15 protein-coding genes and 1 other annotated feature are annotated in these 17,045 nt (G+C 41.5%); of the genes, 10 read left to right on the top strand and 5 right to left on the bottom strand.

All coding sequences use genetic code 11. The features are described 5' to 3' along the window. Positions 1-79: 79 nt before the first annotated feature. The 8 genes from SJY38_RS13645 to speD all read left to right on the top strand — a co-directional run bounded on the left by SJY38_RS13645 (position 80) and on the right by speD (position 8,057). Entirely contained in the window at positions 80-661 is a 582-nt protein-coding gene (locus SJY38_RS13645) for an aminodeoxychorismate/anthranilate synthase component II (protein WP_004588186.1), read from the top strand. 46 nt (positions 662-707) lie between these two features. Beyond that, positions 708-1,868, top strand: a complete 1,161-nt coding sequence (locus tag SJY38_RS13640; RefSeq protein WP_138685754.1) for an HDOD domain-containing protein — start codon at positions 708-710, stop codon at positions 1,866-1,868. Between the two features lie 444 nt (positions 1,869-2,312). Then, entirely contained in the window at positions 2,313-3,518 is a 1,206-nt protein-coding gene (locus tag SJY38_RS13635) for an aspartate aminotransferase family protein (protein ID WP_004588188.1), read from the top strand. An 84-nt stretch (positions 3,519-3,602) separates the two neighbouring features. Then, complete coding sequence (gene astA, locus SJY38_RS13630; RefSeq protein ID WP_377109975.1) at positions 3,603-4,619, top strand: arginine N-succinyltransferase; 1,017 nt, start codon at positions 3,603-3,605, stop codon at positions 4,617-4,619. A 16-nt stretch (positions 4,620-4,635) separates the two neighbouring features. Beyond that, positions 4,636-6,105 carry a succinylglutamate-semialdehyde dehydrogenase gene (gene astD / locus SJY38_RS13625; protein WP_029774138.1) on the top strand — a complete coding sequence of 490 codons (1,470 nt, stop codon included), beginning with the start codon at positions 4,636-4,638 and terminating at the stop codon, positions 6,103-6,105. A gap of 140 nt (positions 6,106-6,245) precedes the next feature. Further along, on the top strand, positions 6,246-6,593 hold the full coding sequence (locus SJY38_RS13620) for a DUF3802 family protein (protein ID WP_004588191.1): 348 nt from the start codon (positions 6,246-6,248) through the stop codon (positions 6,591-6,593). Positions 6,594-6,742: 149 nt separating this feature from the next. After that, on the top strand, positions 6,743-7,156 hold the full coding sequence (locus SJY38_RS13615) for an OsmC family protein (RefSeq protein WP_004588192.1): 414 nt from the start codon (positions 6,743-6,745) through the stop codon (positions 7,154-7,156). Positions 7,157-7,244: 88 nt separating this feature from the next. Further along, positions 7,245-8,057, top strand: coding sequence for an adenosylmethionine decarboxylase (gene speD, locus SJY38_RS13610; protein ID WP_004588193.1), 813 nt, complete (start codon positions 7,245-7,247; stop codon positions 8,055-8,057). 82 nt (positions 8,058-8,139) lie between these two features. On the opposite strand, the gene SJY38_RS13605 is transcribed toward speD, so the two are convergent. Next, positions 8,140-9,411: an aromatic amino acid transport family protein gene (locus tag SJY38_RS13605; RefSeq protein ID WP_286742075.1), complete on the bottom strand. Its 1,272-nt coding sequence runs from the start codon at positions 9,409-9,411 to the stop codon at positions 8,140-8,142. A 325-nt stretch (positions 9,412-9,736) separates the two neighbouring features. Between SJY38_RS13605 and SJY38_RS13600 the strand changes: the two genes are divergently transcribed. Then, positions 9,737-11,269: a hypothetical protein gene (locus SJY38_RS13600; RefSeq protein ID WP_377109974.1), complete on the top strand. Its 1,533-nt coding sequence runs from the start codon at positions 9,737-9,739 to the stop codon at positions 11,267-11,269. Positions 11,270-11,305: 36 nt separating this feature from the next. On the opposite strand, the gene SJY38_RS13595 is transcribed toward SJY38_RS13600, so the two are convergent. Continuing rightward, a protein-coding gene (locus SJY38_RS13595; protein WP_232510977.1) for an IS3 family transposase occupies positions 11,306-12,525 on the bottom strand; the annotation gives its coding sequence in 2 pieces (ribosomal slippage) (positions 11,306-12,237 and positions 12,237-12,525; 1,221 coding nt in all). Continuing rightward, positions 12,131-12,247, bottom strand: a sequence feature (AL1L pseudoknot). It overlaps the preceding gene by 117 nt. A gap of 152 nt (positions 12,526-12,677) precedes the next feature. Here SJY38_RS13595 and SJY38_RS13590 point away from each other — a divergent pair. After that, positions 12,678-13,838, top strand: a complete 1,161-nt coding sequence (locus tag SJY38_RS13590; RefSeq protein WP_377109973.1) for a hypothetical protein — start codon at positions 12,678-12,680, stop codon at positions 13,836-13,838. 68 nt (positions 13,839-13,906) lie between these two features. On the opposite strand, the gene cysQ is transcribed toward SJY38_RS13590, so the two are convergent. Genes cysQ through SJY38_RS13575 form a run of 3 tightly spaced genes read right to left on the bottom strand, consistent with a single transcriptional unit; the run spans position 13,907 to position 17,037 of the window. After that, positions 13,907-14,677, bottom strand: a complete 771-nt coding sequence (gene cysQ / locus SJY38_RS13585) for a 3'(2'),5'-bisphosphate nucleotidase CysQ (protein ID WP_029774142.1) — start codon at positions 14,675-14,677, stop codon at positions 13,907-13,909. A gap of 5 nt (positions 14,678-14,682) precedes the next feature. Next, positions 14,683-15,279 carry an adenylyl-sulfate kinase gene (cysC, locus tag SJY38_RS13580; protein WP_055255187.1) on the bottom strand — a complete coding sequence of 199 codons (597 nt, stop codon included), beginning with the start codon at positions 15,277-15,279 and terminating at the stop codon, positions 14,683-14,685. Positions 15,280-15,312: 33 nt separating this feature from the next. Next, the gene (locus SJY38_RS13575; RefSeq protein ID WP_004588197.1) at positions 15,313-17,037 is read right to left on the bottom strand and encodes an SLC13 family permease; all 1,725 of its coding nucleotides are present in this window, start codon (positions 17,035-17,037) and stop codon (positions 15,313-15,315) included. Positions 17,038-17,045: the final 8 nt, after the last annotated feature.

Below are 17,045 nucleotides of genomic sequence, written 5' to 3'. Positions count from 1 at the left end.
ATAAAAGCTTCTATCGCTCATTTTACAAGCCACACATGTGAGCAAAGAGCACTACATTATTAAATAAGGTCGTTGTGTAATGCTGTTGATGATCGACAACTACGATTCGTTTACTTATAACCTAGTACAATACTTTCAGCGCTTAAACCAAGAGGTGCTGGTAAAGCGTAATGACGAAATATCTGTTGCGCAAATTAAGCAACTTAACCCCAAGCATATTGTTATTTCTCCGGGGCCATGTACGCCAAACGAAGCGGGTGTGTCACTCAATGTCGTTGAGCAGCTAAAAGGCATTTACCCTATTTTGGGTATTTGCTTAGGGCATCAAACTATAGCGCAAGCGCTAGGGGGCAAGGTTATACGTGCTAAGCAAGTCATGCATGGTAAAACCTCACCTATTGTTCATAATAATAAAGGGGTATTTACCGGTTTAGAAAACCCGCTTACTGTGTGTCGTTATCACTCGCTGGTGGTCGAAAAACACAGTTTACCGAGTGAATTAGCCATTACCGCATGGAGCCAAACCGAGCAAGGTGAGTTTGACGAAATTATGGGGCTACTTCACACAGAGCTTGCTCTTGAAGGCGTGCAATTTCATCCCGAGGCTATTTTAACAACTCAAGGGCTCGAATTGCTTGCTAACTTTTTATCTCGCTTCTAACCTTACAGTAACCACCGAATGGTAATACTTATACTGAATGGACTTTATGACTGAACTTGCGTCGCAAAAGCGAATAGCCTCAATGCTTGACCAGCGTGCTCACGACTTGCTGCTTGGCCATAGTTTTGCACATCAACAAATTGGCTTTATTCATACGCTGGAAATTGATTATGGCGAACCAATGAAGCAACGCACTTTATTAGAAGTAGAAGTTGCCGCACAGCATAAACGTCAGCAAAGTAGCACCGCGCATCATAAGTACCGAGCACAAGCGAGCAAACAACTTCATAAAGTAATAGAAACAGCCATATTTAAGCAATTAGAAGATATGGATGCTGTTATTCAAAACACCATAGGCATAGAAGATAACGTTGCTACCATGCTAGATATACTGGCGGTTAAGTCGGCAAGTGTTGGGCGTTTAGAGCCATTGGTAAATGATTCTAGTTGGCTTGGCCGCGAATTAGTGTCATTGGTAAACCTGCCTTACTACCGAAAGCAGCGCAGCAAAAGTACCTCAGTTAAAGTAGACAGCCCCGCACTTGCACTGCGCTATATTGGCCTTGATAACTTACAATTGGTAATTCCTACTTTTGCTATGCGCCATTGGATGCCACACAGCACAGAGCCATTTCCATTATTAAAACGCCGCCTGCGCGATGCCGCCATGGCTAATGCAATTGCGGCGCAAAAAATTGCAGAGCTTAACGATGTAAACCCCGTACATGCGTTTACACTGGGCATGCTTATAGATGTTGGGCGTATTGCCTTAGTGCGTTTGTACTTAAAAACCTTTGAACAGGTATGGCAACGCAAAGTGCAAATAGCACGCGAAGCACAGCAAAAAGATTTACACACGGCATTGATGGAGCTAAAGCCAGATCCCTTATTTTTAACCACGTTGTTAAGTAATAAGTCGCTTGAGTTAAGTGCTAAAGTTATACGAAAAATGGCTTTTAAGTTTTTGCCGTTTAATCATGTTATGGCGCAACTTGTTCATGGTATTGAGCAAAGTAGTGATGTTTTCCCTATGAGTGAAGTCATGCTTAAAGCGCGATGCTATTCGCAGTATTTAAATCTAAAACAGCACCAACTTATTGAACAAGATGAAATGCAGGCATGGTTTTCGTATCACCAATTCACTAAAAATGAGCTAAAAGCCCTCGAAACAAGCAATTTTACCAACCTTGCTATTCAAATTGACTAAAAAGCAGCTTACTCGCTGGTCCTTATATCGGTAAATTGCCGTTGGTGGCGGCAAATTTTCATTAACTATTGAATTTTTTGTTAATTTTTTTGCGACTATTCATTCATTAACATCTCCCCAAGCACACCTCGCTTTAAGCACTTAATGTAAGGCGCGACTCACTGCGCAGGCGCATAAGTATTAAAAAATGGCATTTATTTTCTATGCAGATAGTTATTCACTATCTATGAAATAATATCCCAAGGCCTTTATTTTAAAGGCCTGCATGAAAGTTTTTAACGAGACAGCACCACAAATATCTGAAATAATGAGCGCCTGAAAATTGAACCACAAGGCAGTTTTACGCTCAACCTTTTGCTATTTAGTGCGTAAATATCTTGGTTACATTTATAACCAAACACCTATTTTGATGTTTTGTGTTGCTCACAATTAAGAGGAAAAAAAATGACAGTCAATCGCGAATTATTTGATCACGTAATGGTTCCTAACTACGCGCCTTCAAGCGTTATTCCTGTTCGAGGCGAAGGCTCTCGCGTATGGGATCAACAAGGTAAAGAATTTATCGACTTTGCCGGTGGTATTGCTGTTAACTGTCTTGGCCATTGCCATCCTGCATTAGTAGGTGCATTAAAAGAGCAAGGCGAAAAAATTTGGCACCTATCAAACGTAATGACTAACGAGCCTGCGCTGCGTTTAGCTAAAAAAATGGTCGATGCGACCTTTGCTGAAAAAGTTTACTTTGCAAACTCAGGCGCAGAAGCAAACGAAGCTGCACTTAAATTAGCTCGTCGTTTTGCACTTGATAAATTTGGTGCTGAAAAATCACAAATTATCTCATTTAACAAAGGTTTTCACGGTCGTACGTTCTTTACCGTAACCGTAGGCGGTCAAGCTGCATACTCAGATGGTTTTGGTCCTAAGCCAGGCGACATCGTACATTGTGATTACAATGACCTAGCTGCATTCGAAGCGCTAATTAGCGACAAAACATGTGCCGTAATGATGGAGCCACTGCAAGGTGAGGGCGGTATTATTTCGCCAACTGACGAATTTGCACAAGGCGTTCGTGAGCTATGTACTAAACACAATGCACTGCTTATTTTTGATGAAGTACAAACAGGTGTTGGCCGTACTGGTGAGCTATACGCATACCAAGGTTTAAACGTAGTGCCTGATATTTTAACGTCAGCTAAAGCACTTGGCGGCGGTTTCCCTATTGGCGCTATGCTAACGACTACTGAGATTGCACAGCACTTAAAAGTAGGGACTCATGGTTCTACTTACGGTGGTAACCCTCTGGCGTGTGCAGTAGCTGAAGCCGCATTTGATACTGTAAATACCCCTGAAGTACTGGCGGGCGTAAAAGAAAAAGCAGCATTATTTAACGAGCTTCTTAACGCGGTAAACGAAAAGTACAACGTGTTTAGCGAAATTCGTGGCCAAGGTTTATTAATTGGTGCAGCCGTTAACGAGCAATACAAAGGCCGTGCTAAAGAGTTTTTAGTAGCAGCTACCGAGCAAGGGCTTATGTCGCTTGTAGCGGGTGCTGATGTAGTACGCTTTACGCCATCGTTAGTAATCACCGAAGCGGATATTCGCGAAGGTATGGCGCGTTTTGAAAAAGCAGTAGCAAGCGTAGTAAACGCTTAAGCGCGTTAAACCACCTTATTAAGGGCAAGCCTGCTTGCCCTGCATATTCTATTTACCGTTATTGATAAGGGAGCAAGCGGACTCATGATGATCCTTCGCCCAATCCAGCAAAATGATTACGCAGCGTTATTAAAAATTGCCCACGAATCGGGTCATGGTTTTACATCTTTGCCGTTAAACGAAGAGTTACTGCAAAAGAAAATTGACCATTCTGTAAGTTCATTTGCTAAACAAACGTCACAACCTGGTGACGAAGGCTACCTGTTTGTTCTTGAAGATACCGAAACCGGTGAAGTAGTCGGTACTTCAGCTATTGAAGCTGCAGTAGGGCTTGATGATGCGTTTTATCATTACCACTTAAGTAAAGTAATTCACTCATCACGCACGTTAGATGTATACAAAGCGGTTGATATTTTAACCCTATGTAACGACTACACCGGCGCGACAGAACTATGTACCTTATTTTTGAAAGATGGCTATCGTAAAAATTGTAACGGTAAACTTCTTTCAAAAGCGCGCTTTATGTTTATAAAACAACATGAGCAGCGTTTTGCACAAACAGTAATAGCAGAAATGCGCGGCGTGTCTGACGAAAACGGCAGCAGCCCGTTTTGGCAGTGGCTAGAAGAGCACTTTTTCTCAATGGACTTTCCTACCGCCGATTACCTAACAGGTATAGGCCAAAAAGTGTTTATTGCTGAACTAATGCCAAAGTACCCAATTTACGTAAACTTGCTGAGCAAAGACGCTCAAGCGGTGATTGGTAAAGTACACGACAACACACGCCCAGCTATCGAGCTATTAAAAAATGAAGGATTTACCTTCAACGGTTACGTCGATATTTTTGATGCGGGCCCTACAGTAGAAGCAAAAGTAGATAACATTGCCACTATTCGTAATGCAAAAGACTTTAAAGTAGAAATAGGCGAAGCATCGGGCGATACCATGGTACTGCTTGCTAACGGCAAGTTAGAAGATTACCGTGCAACGGTTGCAGCGCTTAGCTTTGATGAGCGTGCAAGCAGCCTTATTTTATCGCAACAAATAGCCGATGCCCTACAGCTACAATCGGGCGGCACCGTAAGCGCAACCCCAGTTTAATTAAGGAGAAAGTATAATGACTCATCCTGCACAATTTATTAATGGTCAGTGGTCACAAGGCCAAGGCAACGCATTTAATTCAGTAAACCCTGCAAATAACGACGTTATTTGGCAGGCATCTTCAGCGACTGCAGAGCAAGTAGATAGCGCGGTAAATTCGGCGCGCGAAGCATTTTACAGCTGGGCAGATAAAAGCTTTAACGAGCGCCTAGAGATAGTTAAAACCTTTGCAGCAACACTTAAAGAGCACAGCGAAGAACTTGCTGTTGCGATTGCCCAAGAAACCGGCAAGCCACTGTGGGAAACGCGTACAGAAGCGGGCGCAATGGTAGGTAAAATTGCCATTTCTGAAAAAGCATTTTTAGAGCGCACTGGCGACGTTGAAAACGCTATGCCAGTAGGGCGTGCGATGATCCGTCATAAACCACATGGTGTAGTTGCCGTATTTGGCCCATATAACTTCCCTGGGCACTTACCTAATGGCCACATTGTGCCAGCGCTTTTAGCCGGTAACACCGTGGTATTTAAGCCATCAGAGCTTACGCCAATGGTTGCTGAGCTTACGCTTAAACTATGGGAAAAAGCCGGTTTACCTGCCGGTGTAATTAACCTTGTTCAAGGTGAAGTAGAAACAGGTAAAGCCCTTGCTGCGCATAAAGGCATAGATGGTTTATTCTTTACAGGTTCTTCGCGTACTGGTCATATTTTACATGAGCAGTTTGCGGGTCAACCGGGTAAAATTTTAGCGCTTGAAATGGGTGGCAATAACCCACTGATTATTAAAGATGTGGCAGATACTAAAGCCGCGGTACACGATATTATTCAATCGGCGTTTATTTCAAGCGGCCAACGTTGTACGTGTGCTCGTAAAGTATTTTTACCTAAAGGCCAGCAAGGCGATGACATTTTAGCGCGCCTTATCACTGCAACTAAAGCTATTAAAGTAGGCAACTACGATGATGAAGATCAGCCATTTATGGGCTCTATGATCTCATCTGCGGCTGCAGCAGGCATGGTAAAAGCACAAAACGAGCTTGTTGAACTTGGCGGTGAAGTACTAGTAGAGCTTGAGCACACAGCCAATACAGGTTTTGTAACACCGGGTATTATTGAGTGTTCAGCAATTAGCGACTTCCCAGATGAAGAGCACTTTGGCCCATTATTAAAAGTGTTCCGCTTTGATGACTTTGACCACGCTATTGATAAAGCAAACGATACCAGCTTTGGTTTATCAGCAGGTTTATTAAGCGACAGCGAAGCCGACTACAATCATTTTTTACGTCGTATTCGTGCCGGTATTGTTAACTGGAATCGCCCAATTACAGGCGCATCAAGTGCAGCCCCATTTGGTGGTATTGGCGCATCAGGAAATCACAGAGCAAGCGCATATTATGCAGCCGACTACTGTGCATACCCTGTTGCATCGGTAGAACTTGAAAAAGTGACGATGCCAGCAACACTAAGCCCAGGCTTAAAAATAGATTAATTACTGTTCTATTTATAGTTATAAAGAATGAGAAAAGCAGCTTAGGCTGCTTTTTTTGTATTGGTATCGCGCAAAGCTAGTAATTAGTGGCGCTTTCTGCTTAAATCTATGCAATTAGTTATTCAAAGGTGAAAATCACAATGGTTTTAGACAGGCAAGGGTACGATGACTTGATCATGTATCTAACTCAAAATTTAGCGTTATTTGAGAAGCCAGGCGAAATCAAACCCGGTGCCCCTACCGTTATGGAACTCATAGAAGACGTAATAGCGCATAACGTTATGCTAATTTGTGAACAACATACCAATCTTAATACCGAACAACGCAGCCAAATAGTGCGCGAGGTAGACGGTATTGTTTACGACTTACAAGAAGTGCTAAGCAGCATAACCTCACAACCCGTTACGGTTGAACAACACGCATTTATAGATGAGTTTGCTGGGCTTATTAAAAACTTATTTGATAACGCGGTAACACAAACCTCTTAACGTTACCCGTTAACACAGCGCAGTATGACCTAATGACTGCGCTTCTATTACTTCTCGCCTTATTAATAACACCACTAAATTTAATCTCAGCGCTCACGTATCGTTGCAGATTGTTATACAATCAACAAAATTTTTTTAGAGATAAACACATGCAAGCAAATGTAAAATGGGTTGAAGGCGACACCTTTATTGGCCGTTCTAATTCTAATCACAATGTAGTTTTTGATGCCGGCAGCGACAGCGCTGCACCAAGTCCAATGGAAATGGTACTTATGTCGGTAGGTTGTTGCTCGTCGGTAGATGTTGTAAGTATTTTAAAAAAAGCCAAACAAGATTTTTCTGATGTGCAAGTACAACTAAGCTCAGAGCGCGCCGAAACAGCGCCTCGTGTATTTACTAAAATTAATTTACACTTTGTTGTTACAGGCAATAATGTCTCGGAAAAACACCTTGCGCGTGCGGTTTCGCTCTCTGCTGAAAAGTATTGTTCTGTTGCTTTAATGCTTGATAAAACAGTAGAAATTACCCACAGCCACGAAGTTGTGCAAGAACAGGTAAAATAACGCTTTTTCCGTGAGGAAAATTCGTATAAAATCCGCGAACTTTTCATTCTGCAGGTGCAGATTTCACTAATTTATAGGTTGGTTTATCATGAACAAACCCTTCGATAAACTTAAACTTCATGGCTTTAATAATTTAACCAAAAGTTTAAGCTTTAGTATTTACGACATTTGCTACGCAAAGACCGAGCAACAACGTAAAGAATATATTGAATATATCGACGAGCAGTACAGTGCAGATAGACTAACCGACATACTAGGTGATGTTGTTGATATTATTGGTGCTAACATTTTAAATGTGGCGCGCCAAGATTATGAACCACAAGGCGCAAGTGTGACTATTTTGGTTTCGGAAGAGCCGGTAGAAGAGCAGCAAAATTACGATGCTGACGAAGCGCCAGGCCCATTACCAGATTCAGTTGTTGCGCACCTAGATAAAAGCCACATTTGTGTACATACCTACCCAGAAGCGCACCCTGATGATGGTATTTGTACATTCCGTGCTGATATTGAAGTATCTACCTGTGGCATTATTTCGCCACTTAAAGCGTTAAACTTCTTAATTCATAGCCTTGAGTCAGACGTAGTAACCATTGACTACCGCGTACGTGGTTTTACCCGCGACGTAAACGGTGTTAAACACTACATTGACCATGCAATTAACTCGATTCAAAACTTCATGACAGAAGATACCAAAGAAGCGTACCAAATGATGGACGTGAACGTGTATCAAGAAAACCTGTTCCACACCAAAATGATGTTAAAAGAAACCGACTTAAACACTTACCTGTTCGGCCTATCTACTGATGAGCTGTCGGATGAGGAAGAAGAAGAAATTCGCTCTAAACTAACCCGCGAAATGCAGGAAATATTCTACGGTCGTAACCTACCAGACGCAGAATAAATTAGTTTAAAAGCAATTTAGTTGTATTAAAAATGGCGCTCAGTGAGCGCCATTTTTTGTGGGGGTATTTATAGCAATTCGCTTAATTAAGCATGCTGTAAATAAGCGCGCATACGGCCAGAGAGCCCACAGCAAGTACAAACAAGGTACTTAAACGGTTGCGGTATTTACTCAGCGCAGGCACTTTGTATACGGCAATCATTGGCATAATAAATAAAATCATCGCAATGATAGGGCCAGAGAGCTGATCCATCATGTCTAAAATGCTTGGGTTTTTAACCGCGCAAAACCAAATAGCAAAAAACATAATGAGTACGCCAATTTTGTCGGCTACTTTTGCACTTAAGCTGGTTTGCTTAGTCACCAAACCGGTAAAGCTTTCGCGTGCACCTAAAAAGTGCCCTAAAAACGATGACGTAATCGCAATAAAGGCAACCAGCGGCCCAAGAGTCGCTATATACGAGTTACTGGTGATATTAGCAAGGTAAGATAAAATCGATACGTTAGCCGCTTTAGCAGCAGCCATTTGCTCGCTAGTAAGCGAAAGTACGCACGAAAACACAAACAGCAGTACAAATACAATAAGCAGTAAGCTAGTGCGCTTTAAAATAGCCTCAGCCTTATTAGTGGCCTGATTGCCATAATGCCCACGCTGCACGTTCACAAAGCTTGAAATAGCCGCCGCATGGCTAAACGAAAACACAATAATAGGAATAGATAACCACAGCGTTTTTGTAAAGCTGCCCGCCTCAGGTAGGCTCATATCAGGCATTTGCCAGCTAGGGATTAAATAGAGCGATAAGCAAAATAAAATACCTACAAGCGGATACACCAAAATAGCGAACGCGCGCAGCATTAAGCGCTCACCGCCCATCATTAGGCTAATCATACCGGCAACCAATACACCCGAAAGCAACACGCGAGAAGGTGACTCAAGGCCGATTTGGTTAACCATAAAGCTGTCAACGGTATTGGTTAAGCCTACGCCGTAAATAAGCAAAATGGGGAATATAGATAAAAAGTATAATAAAGAGATTAATCTACCCGCCGTTACACCAAAGTGCTCTTCAACAACATCAGTAAAATCTGAATCTTTGTTTTTAGACGACAACACAAAGCGGGCTAAGCCGCGGTGTGCTAAAAAGGTCATTGGAAAGGCTAAACACGCCATAATAATAAGCGGCCAAAAACCACCTATACCAATGTTAATAGGTAAAAATAAAATGCCCGCGCCAACGGCGGTACCAAAAAGGCTTAACGTCCACTGCGTATCGTGCAGATTCCATTTAGAAGTAGGTGTGTGTTCACCTGTTGTTGATGCATTTGAAAGCGTTGCATCTTGTGATGGTGTCATGTGTGTGCTCATCCATTATTTAAATAATAATCGCGCGCAAGAATATAGTTTTTAGCTAAAACTTTCATGTTTTGAGGGGGTTTGTAGACTAATTAATTAGACGCCGTTGCACCAAAAGTGTCATGAATACGAAACAGCGCTGTAAAAATAAACAAATACCTCAACCAGCACAGTTGTAGGTTGGGTAGAGCGAAGCGAAACCCAACACGCCATAGCGTCATTCGAGCGGTAAAGCCAAGAGGCGACTTTATTTCTTAAACTTGCTTATCCAATAATATTCAATTGATATACACTGGCAAGGTAACGTATTGATAAGGATATTAAGTTGTCACAAGTTAAAACTCTCCCTATTACAGCCACACGCTGGCTTTCCCTTTTATTGTGCGCAATTACCGCTGCAACAATTACCGTATTTTTAAGTAAGGTCGGTTTTGTTCAAAAGGCATATTCAAGCTTGGGCGCTATTTTAAATGCGAATCCGGTTTTGCATTACAGCAGCGCACTTTTAGCGGGAATTGGCATAAAGCTGCTGCTTGATAAGTTTTATATATCGCACCCCAAACGCAGTATTGGGTTTAACTGGCGATATCCGCCGGTGACAATTGCTGTATTAGTGTCATTACTTCTGACTGCTTTGTACGTAATAAATACAGTATCAAAACTTGATGAAGCTACGTTATACGCACGAAGTTTTATGAGCTTAAAATACCTAGCACTTACGTTTATTGCCATGCTAATAACCGTGATTTATCAAATAAAGCTTTATACCAAAAAGCCAATATTTACTGCTGTATTGGTTGCTCTTAGTGCAACCTTTATCATTTTTGCAGTCAACCTAGCTGATACAACACCTGCCTTTAATGTCTTTATGTACCTAGCTGCTAGTTATTTTATATTGGCGGCTTACTTGTTATTTGATGAGTATAGGCAAAGTAAACAGCCAAGCATCATTACTGAAAAAGAAGATGTAACCATTCAAGTAAATCCAGAGCTGAATAGTTTAAAAGATTTTCAAAAATGGTTTGCTGATGATCGGCCTATTGTTCATAAAAGTGATTTAGAGCCAGACCTACAAGTTTATGCAGATCGAATTTATAACCGTTTACTTAAAGGTGGTGATGAATATCAACAGCAACCTTTAGCGCAACATATTGCTTTATGTGGCTCATTTGGCTGTGGTAAAAGTAGCATTGTTAATGCCATAGCTAATGATTTAAAAACGCTTCCTGAAAAAGACGTAGTTTGGATACATAGCGATATATCAACATGGGGCGCAGAAAGTGGTAGCGTTGCTCATGTGTTACTTGGTCATATTATTGATGATATAAGCCAGTACATTGATATGTGCGCTTTCCGTGCCTTACCCAAGCATTATACTGAAGCACTTAAGTCTGGTGGTAGTGTATTTCAGTTTGCGTCTACGCTGCTCACTGGTCCTGTTGATTCAGATACACGTTTTCAAATGCTCAATGATGTACTCGAAACTACATGCAACAAAGTACTTATAACTCTTCAAGATGTTGATCGTGGTACTGGAAACGAAAATGAAAAACGTTTAAATGATATCGCCGCCCTATTAGATAGACTAAAAGGCAAAGGCTTAAATAATATTAACTTTATAATAGCTATGGGAAATAGTAAAAAAGAGGAAGTTGAAGTACTAAGTAAGATTGCCGATCATATTGAAAACATAGCTGTACTCGATCATACAAAGCTTATATGTAAATGGGCTGAACTCAATACCAAAAAAGTATTTGATAATCAGATGAAACTCTTGGTTAATCCAAGTCATGTTTGTTTCGAAAGCTTTTTAAAAAGTGAACCATTGAGTTTTAACTCTATTACTTATAAGCCATGAATCGCCCCGAGTTCATCGGAGACCAGTTTGTTTAAGTCAGGCCACTTTACCTGACTCGTTTAAATTATCATAGTAGTCTGTTTCATATTGAGCTGGTGAAATATACCCAATTGAAGATAATAAGCGTTGATTATTAAACCAATTGACCCACTCTAACGTTGCGTATTCAACAGCATCAACATTCTTCCACGGGCCATTTCTGCGAATAATCTCTGTTTTAAATAATCCATTTATTGTTTCAGCCAATGCATTGTCATAAGAGTCACCCACACTGCCTACAGACGCTTGAATTCCAGCTTCAGCAAGTCGCTCAGTGTATCGTATAGACAAATATTGGCTGCCTCTGTCGCTGTGGTGAATTAACCCTTCGGGGTTGCCACGATGCCAAATAGCTTGCTCTAACGCATCAAGAATAAGCTCTGTGTGCATTGTCGTTGATACACGCCAACCTACAATGTATCGTGAAAAAACATCTATCACGAAAGCGACATAAACAAACCCACTCCATGTGGCAACATAGGTGATGTCAGCTACCCAAAGTTGATTTGGCTGCTCAGCAGTAAATTGACGATTAACTAAATCAAGTGGCTTATCTTGTTGCTCGTCAGGTATCGTTGTCTTATGTGCTTTACCCCGACGAACACCTTGAATTCCCATAACTCGCATCAATCGTTCGACTGTACAGCGGGCGACTTGATGGTCGTCAAGCTGTAGCTGCTTCCATATTTTTCTTGCACCATAAACTGACATATTATCCTCCCACACTTCGCGAATGAGTATTATCAGCTCAGCATCACGCTTTTTGCGGTTAGACAGTCGCTCAGGCTCTCTTTGTATCTGTTTATGAGAATAATACGTTGATGGTGCAATCGGCAATTCCTTGCAAATTGACTCGACACCGTAATGCTCTCTGCAAGCATCAATAAAATCCGCTATTACTTCTGTTTGCGGTCGAGCTCCGCTTGGGCGAAAAAAGCGGCAGCTTGCCTCAGGATATCATTCGTTCGCTTGAGCTCTTTATTCTCGCGCTCTAAGACGGCAAGGCGTTCTTCAGTTGATTGCGTATTAGAAGAGGGTTTAGACGGTTGAGCTTGAGATTTCTTGACCCATGCTCTAAGTGTTTCTGGGGTACATCCCAGTTTATCTGAAATCGATACTAGCGCAGCCCAAAGAGAAGGGTATTCATGCTGTTGTGTGGTAACAAGCCTAATTGCACGTTCACGAAATTCTGATGTATAGCGATTTGATTTTTTCATAGTTCCAGTTTCTCAAGTTATTGAGTCTCTGGCAAACACGGGGCGATTCACCAGCCCAAATATCAAGTAACTTGATAGGCTCTATAAGGATACTTAAAAGAGTTATGAGGCGAGTAGATAGCTGTTGGACTAAAGATAGACTTCTAGGTGAAGTGAGCTTTGATAGTTTACTACTGCTAATGGTTTTGAGAGAGTTTAGTCCTTACACTTTCAATACTCTAATTTCTGAATATAAAAAATTAGATAGCATATCGCTTTTGGATAAGGTTTTTGAACCTCCTTTACCACCAGAAGCGCTCTTCAAAAGAATCATTAAAAAAGTGGAGCTAATTCCCGAGCAGTTTTCACTAGAGCTATTACTTAAATTTTTACTAGGTATAGACAACTCTAATAGTACTGCTAGTTACAGAGAGCAGGGGCTGAACTATAAAATTAAAGGCATAAATTATTTAGAGCGCGTCCTATTAGAAAATGTTCCTGAAACAGAGCTTAGAGATCAAGTTGTTTTTAAAAACTATTTTGAACCCTCGCCAAGCTCAATGGATAGCTTAATCCATAAAATTTTAGCTCATGAAAATTGGGCAATATCATTTGGCAGGTTTGGTAAATGTTTTTGTCTAGGCAGTAGTCAAGAGGAGGTAAGTAGGAGAAAAAACTTTGCTTTAGGTATATTAAGCGCCCAAGGTGAAAAAAATACAGAATTATTACTTAAGAGTGAAGCTTTTGAAAATCTATTAGTGAAAGTTGCTGAAGATGGGGGACTTGAGGATATATTGACCAAGCTAGTTCTTTTGAACTCTAGTGAGCATCTCTTAGATACTATTATAATAAAGTACCATGAGCTATTAAAGCGCCAGCTTAGCATGCTTGGCTATTCTCCAAGTTCTTCAGAGGTTATAAAAACAGCTGAAATTTTTGATTTTTTGGAACAATACAAGTCACATACAGAAAAAATCAATATCATAGAATTTTTAGAAATACATTTTCAACATTTATGTATTGAATCTATAAGGATATTAATTGAATACATAACGATCCAAAAGCTTATATGTTTGGAGCAGAATTATTTAAATGAATATTCAAAATCATACATTGAGATTATTTGTAAAGTACGGAGCCATAAAGCGTATAAGTTACTAGCTGAGTTTACACTGGACAGTAGTGCTAAATCGGATTCAGTAAAAGAACATATTAAAACATTAAGCTTGGAAGAAAAGGACGGCATAAAAGCGGGAATAAAAAATCTACCTGAGTTTGAATTGGGTAGAGTGCATAAGAACCAGACCTTAATTAGTATGGGTCTTAATTATTGAATACTGTGATTTGGATTAACTATCACTTATCTTGCTGACAACTGATAGCTAACCACTCAAAACTGCTCTTATCCCTCTAAAGCCGAAACAATAAAATACGGATTCAAATACTCATCTTTGGTGTTATAAATAAGCGGGCTGCCATCGAGCTTGGTTACTTTAGCGCCGGCTATTTCAGCAATAGCATGGCCAGCTCCCGTATCCCACTCACAGGTTGGGCCTAAGCGCGGGTAAATATCAGCACTGCCCTCAGCCACTAAACATAATTTTAGTGAACTGCCTTTTGAGACCATTTCAACGTCGTCAAAGCGTTTTACAAACTCGGCTAAATCGGGTGATGGGTGCGAGCGACTGCCAACAACGCGGATTAACCCTTTATTAGGTTTGGTGGTTACTTTAAGCTCAATACGCTCATCGCCTTTGTCTTTAAACGCGCCAATATCGTTACTGGCTAAGTAGGATACGCCAAGCGCGGGCGCGTCAACGACAGCAAGCACGGGTTTGCCGTTTTCGATTAGGGCTATATTTACGGTAAATTCGCCGTTCTTTTTAATAAACTCTTTAGTGCCGTCGATTGGGTCTACTAACCAGTAGCTTTTCCATGTTTGACGAATGTCCCAGCTTATATCAGCGCTTTCTTCGCTAAGTATAGGTGTGTCGGGCGTGAGCTGTTTTAGCCCTGTCACAATGACTTTATGAGCTGCTAAGTCGGCGTCGGTTACTGGGCTTTCATCGGCTTTGTATTCAACGTTAAAGTCCTTTTCGTAAATCCCCATTATGGCTTGGCCTGCTTTGCGGGCAAGGATGAGGGTTTCTTCTAGTAGCTCGGTTTGGTTCATTGGGGTTAACCTATAATATGCTTTTGTTTTAGATACGTTATCAGTTGTGTAACCGATTGGTCTAGGGTGTTTTTACTGGTATCTAAAATTATTTCTGGGTTGTTGGGTACTTCGTAGCTTGAGTCGATACCGGTAAAGTGTTTAATCTCACCTGCGCGGGCTTTTTTGTATAAGCCTTTAGGGTCGCGGCTTTCGCATACATCAAGCGGGGTATCTATAAATACTTCAATAAACTCGCCGTCATCTACTAGGTTGCGCACCATGTCGCGCTCTGCTCTAAATGGCGAGATAAACGCGGTAAGCACTAATAGGCCGGCATCGGTCATTAGTTTTGCGGTTTCGCCAACGCGGCGTATGTTTTCGATGCGGTCTTCGTCGCTAAAGCCAAGGTCTTTACATAAGCCGTGACGCACGTTGTCGCCATCAAGCAGGTAAGTGTGCGCACCTTGCTGATTAAGCGCAGCTTCTAGTGCGTTGGCTACGGTGCTTTTGCCAGAGCCAGAAAAACCGGTAAACCATAAAATGGCCGGTTTATGCTTTTTTTGCTCACTACGCTGTGCTTTTGTGGTTGCGTAGTTATGCCAAACAATATTTTCATCCATAGTGGTGTGTCTCTTGTACTGTAAGCGCCCGTATTAAAAAGGAAATACGAGCGGGATCAAGGTTAATACCGTGATTGAATAAATAATAGAAAGGGGCAAGCCCATTGTTATGTAATCTTTTAAGCGGTAGTTACCCGCGCTGTAAACCATAAGGTTTGTTTGATACCCAAACGGCGATATGAAACTGGCAGATGCACCAAACGCTACCGCCATAATAAAGGGTAGAGGGTCTACATTAAAACCCACTGCTAGCGAGTAAGCCACAGGAAATGAAAGCGCTGCTGCGGCATTATTAGTAATAAGCTCGGTGAATAATACGGTCATTAAAAATATGGCGATAAACGCGCCATAAGGGCCAAAATCACCTAGTACCATAAATAGGGCATCTGATATTTGCCCGGCAAGCCCGGTTTCTATCATTAATTTAGCAAGGCCTATGGCACTGCCTACAACGGCGAGTAGCTCAATGGGAAAGCGACGTTTTACTTCGCTCAGTTTAACTGTACCGCTAAGCAATAAGCCAATGAGTAACACCAGCAGGCCTTTTACTAAAGGAACTATACCTACAATGCTTAACCCTAACACGGCGGCAAAGCCTGCCAATACAATATTAGATTGTTTAGGTTTTAGATGTGTTTGTAAATCAAACCCCGATATATACACAAATTCGCGGTTTAAATTAGGTAAAGAGTAAAAGTTTTTACCTGGGGCGAGTATTAAGGAGTCGCCGGCTTGCAATTGCACTTGCCCAAGGCCGCCTTGTAAGCGATCGTGCCCTCGGCGAATGGCAATAACAGCGGCATGAAACTGCTCTCTAAAACGCGCCTCTTTTACGGTTTTGCCAATAAACTTTGATGATTGGCTCACAACCACTTCAACTAAGTGTTCTATGTCTTTTTCGTGGTTGTCGTGCACCACTTTTAATCCGTCAAAGCGTCTTAATAAGGGTACCGATTTAATATCGCCAACAAACAGCAGTACATCGTTTTGTCTAATAATTTGCTGAGGTGTTACTGCGTATATACGCTCATCGCCACGAATAATTTCGGCGAGGAATAAATCTTTTAAATCGCGTAGGCCGTTTTCTTCTACGGTGCGGCCAATAAGTTTAGAGCCTGCCTGCACTTTTCCCTCTAAGTAAAAGGGAATAACCTCTTGTGTGTTTTTGCCGTTGTCGGGCAGGTATTTGAGCATCACTAAAATAGTAATGAGGCCCACACTTAATGCGCCAATGCCCACTAAGGTAAAATCAAAAAAGCCCAGTGGCGCCATACCTGCATCTACGGCAAAGCCGTTCACTATTAAATTGGTTGATGTACCAATAAGTGTAATGGTGCCGCCTAATATAGCGGTGTACGACAGCGGTAATAGTAGCTTTGAGGGTGAATGATTTGGGTTGTCTTTTATGGCGGTAATAAGCGATGCCACAACCGCGGTGTTGTTAGTAAATGACGATAAAAACGCGGTTGATAAACCAAGCTTTGTTACCGACTTTACTAAGCTTCCTTTAGATAAGGATTGGGAAAGCTGTTGTATGAGTGTGGTTTTTTCAATAGCGATTGAAACCAGCACTAATAATACGAGGGTAATGAGCGACGGGTTTGCGTAGTTTACTAACATGCTTTCAAGGTCAATCAGGCCTGTTAAATAACCCGTACCAATAGCACTTACAAATAACCATGCTGGATTAATGCGGGTGCCAAAAAGGCACCCAACTAAGGTAAGCATAATGCCTGTTAAAACGAGCTGCTCTACCATGCTTTTAT

This window comes from Pseudoalteromonas sp. R86517 (assembly GCF_042466295.1).
GTDB lineage: Bacteria > Pseudomonadota > Gammaproteobacteria > Enterobacterales > Alteromonadaceae > Pseudoalteromonas > Pseudoalteromonas atlantica.
This window is presented reverse-complemented; position numbering and strand designations above follow the sequence as displayed.

Excerpts from the sequence above, each read along its gene's own strand:
- SJY38_RS13635 (WP_004588188.1), top strand. The coding sequence starts at position 2,313 with ATGACAGTCAATCGCGAATTATTTGATCACGTAATGGTTCCTAACTAC.
- astA (WP_377109975.1), top strand. The coding sequence starts at position 3,603 with ATGATGATCCTTCGCCCAATCCAGCAAAATGATTACGCAGCGTTATTA.
- astD (WP_029774138.1), top strand. The coding sequence starts at position 4,636 with ATGACTCATCCTGCACAATTTATTAATGGTCAGTGGTCACAAGGCCAA.
- SJY38_RS13615 (WP_004588192.1), top strand. The coding sequence starts at position 6,743 with ATGCAAGCAAATGTAAAATGGGTTGAAGGCGACACCTTTATTGGCCGT.
- speD (WP_004588193.1), top strand. The coding sequence starts at position 7,245 with ATGAACAAACCCTTCGATAAACTTAAACTTCATGGCTTTAATAATTTA.
- cysC (WP_055255187.1), bottom strand. The coding sequence starts at position 15,279 with ATGGATGAAAATATTGTTTGGCATAACTACGCAACCACAAAAGCACAG.
- SJY38_RS13620 (WP_004588191.1), top strand. The coding sequence starts at position 6,246 with ATGGTTTTAGACAGGCAAGGGTACGATGACTTGATCATGTATCTAACT.
- SJY38_RS13575 (WP_004588197.1), bottom strand. The coding sequence starts at position 17,037 with ATGGTAGAGCAGCTCGTTTTAACAGGCATTATGCTTACCTTAGTTGGG.
- SJY38_RS13605 (WP_286742075.1), bottom strand. The coding sequence starts at position 9,411 with ATGACACCATCACAAGATGCAACGCTTTCAAATGCATCAACAACAGGT.
- cysQ (WP_029774142.1), bottom strand. The coding sequence starts at position 14,677 with ATGAACCAAACCGAGCTACTAGAAGAAACCCTCATCCTTGCCCGCAAA.
- SJY38_RS13640 (WP_138685754.1), top strand. The coding sequence starts at position 708 with ATGACTGAACTTGCGTCGCAAAAGCGAATAGCCTCAATGCTTGACCAG.
- SJY38_RS13645 (WP_004588186.1), top strand. The coding sequence starts at position 80 with ATGCTGTTGATGATCGACAACTACGATTCGTTTACTTATAACCTAGTA.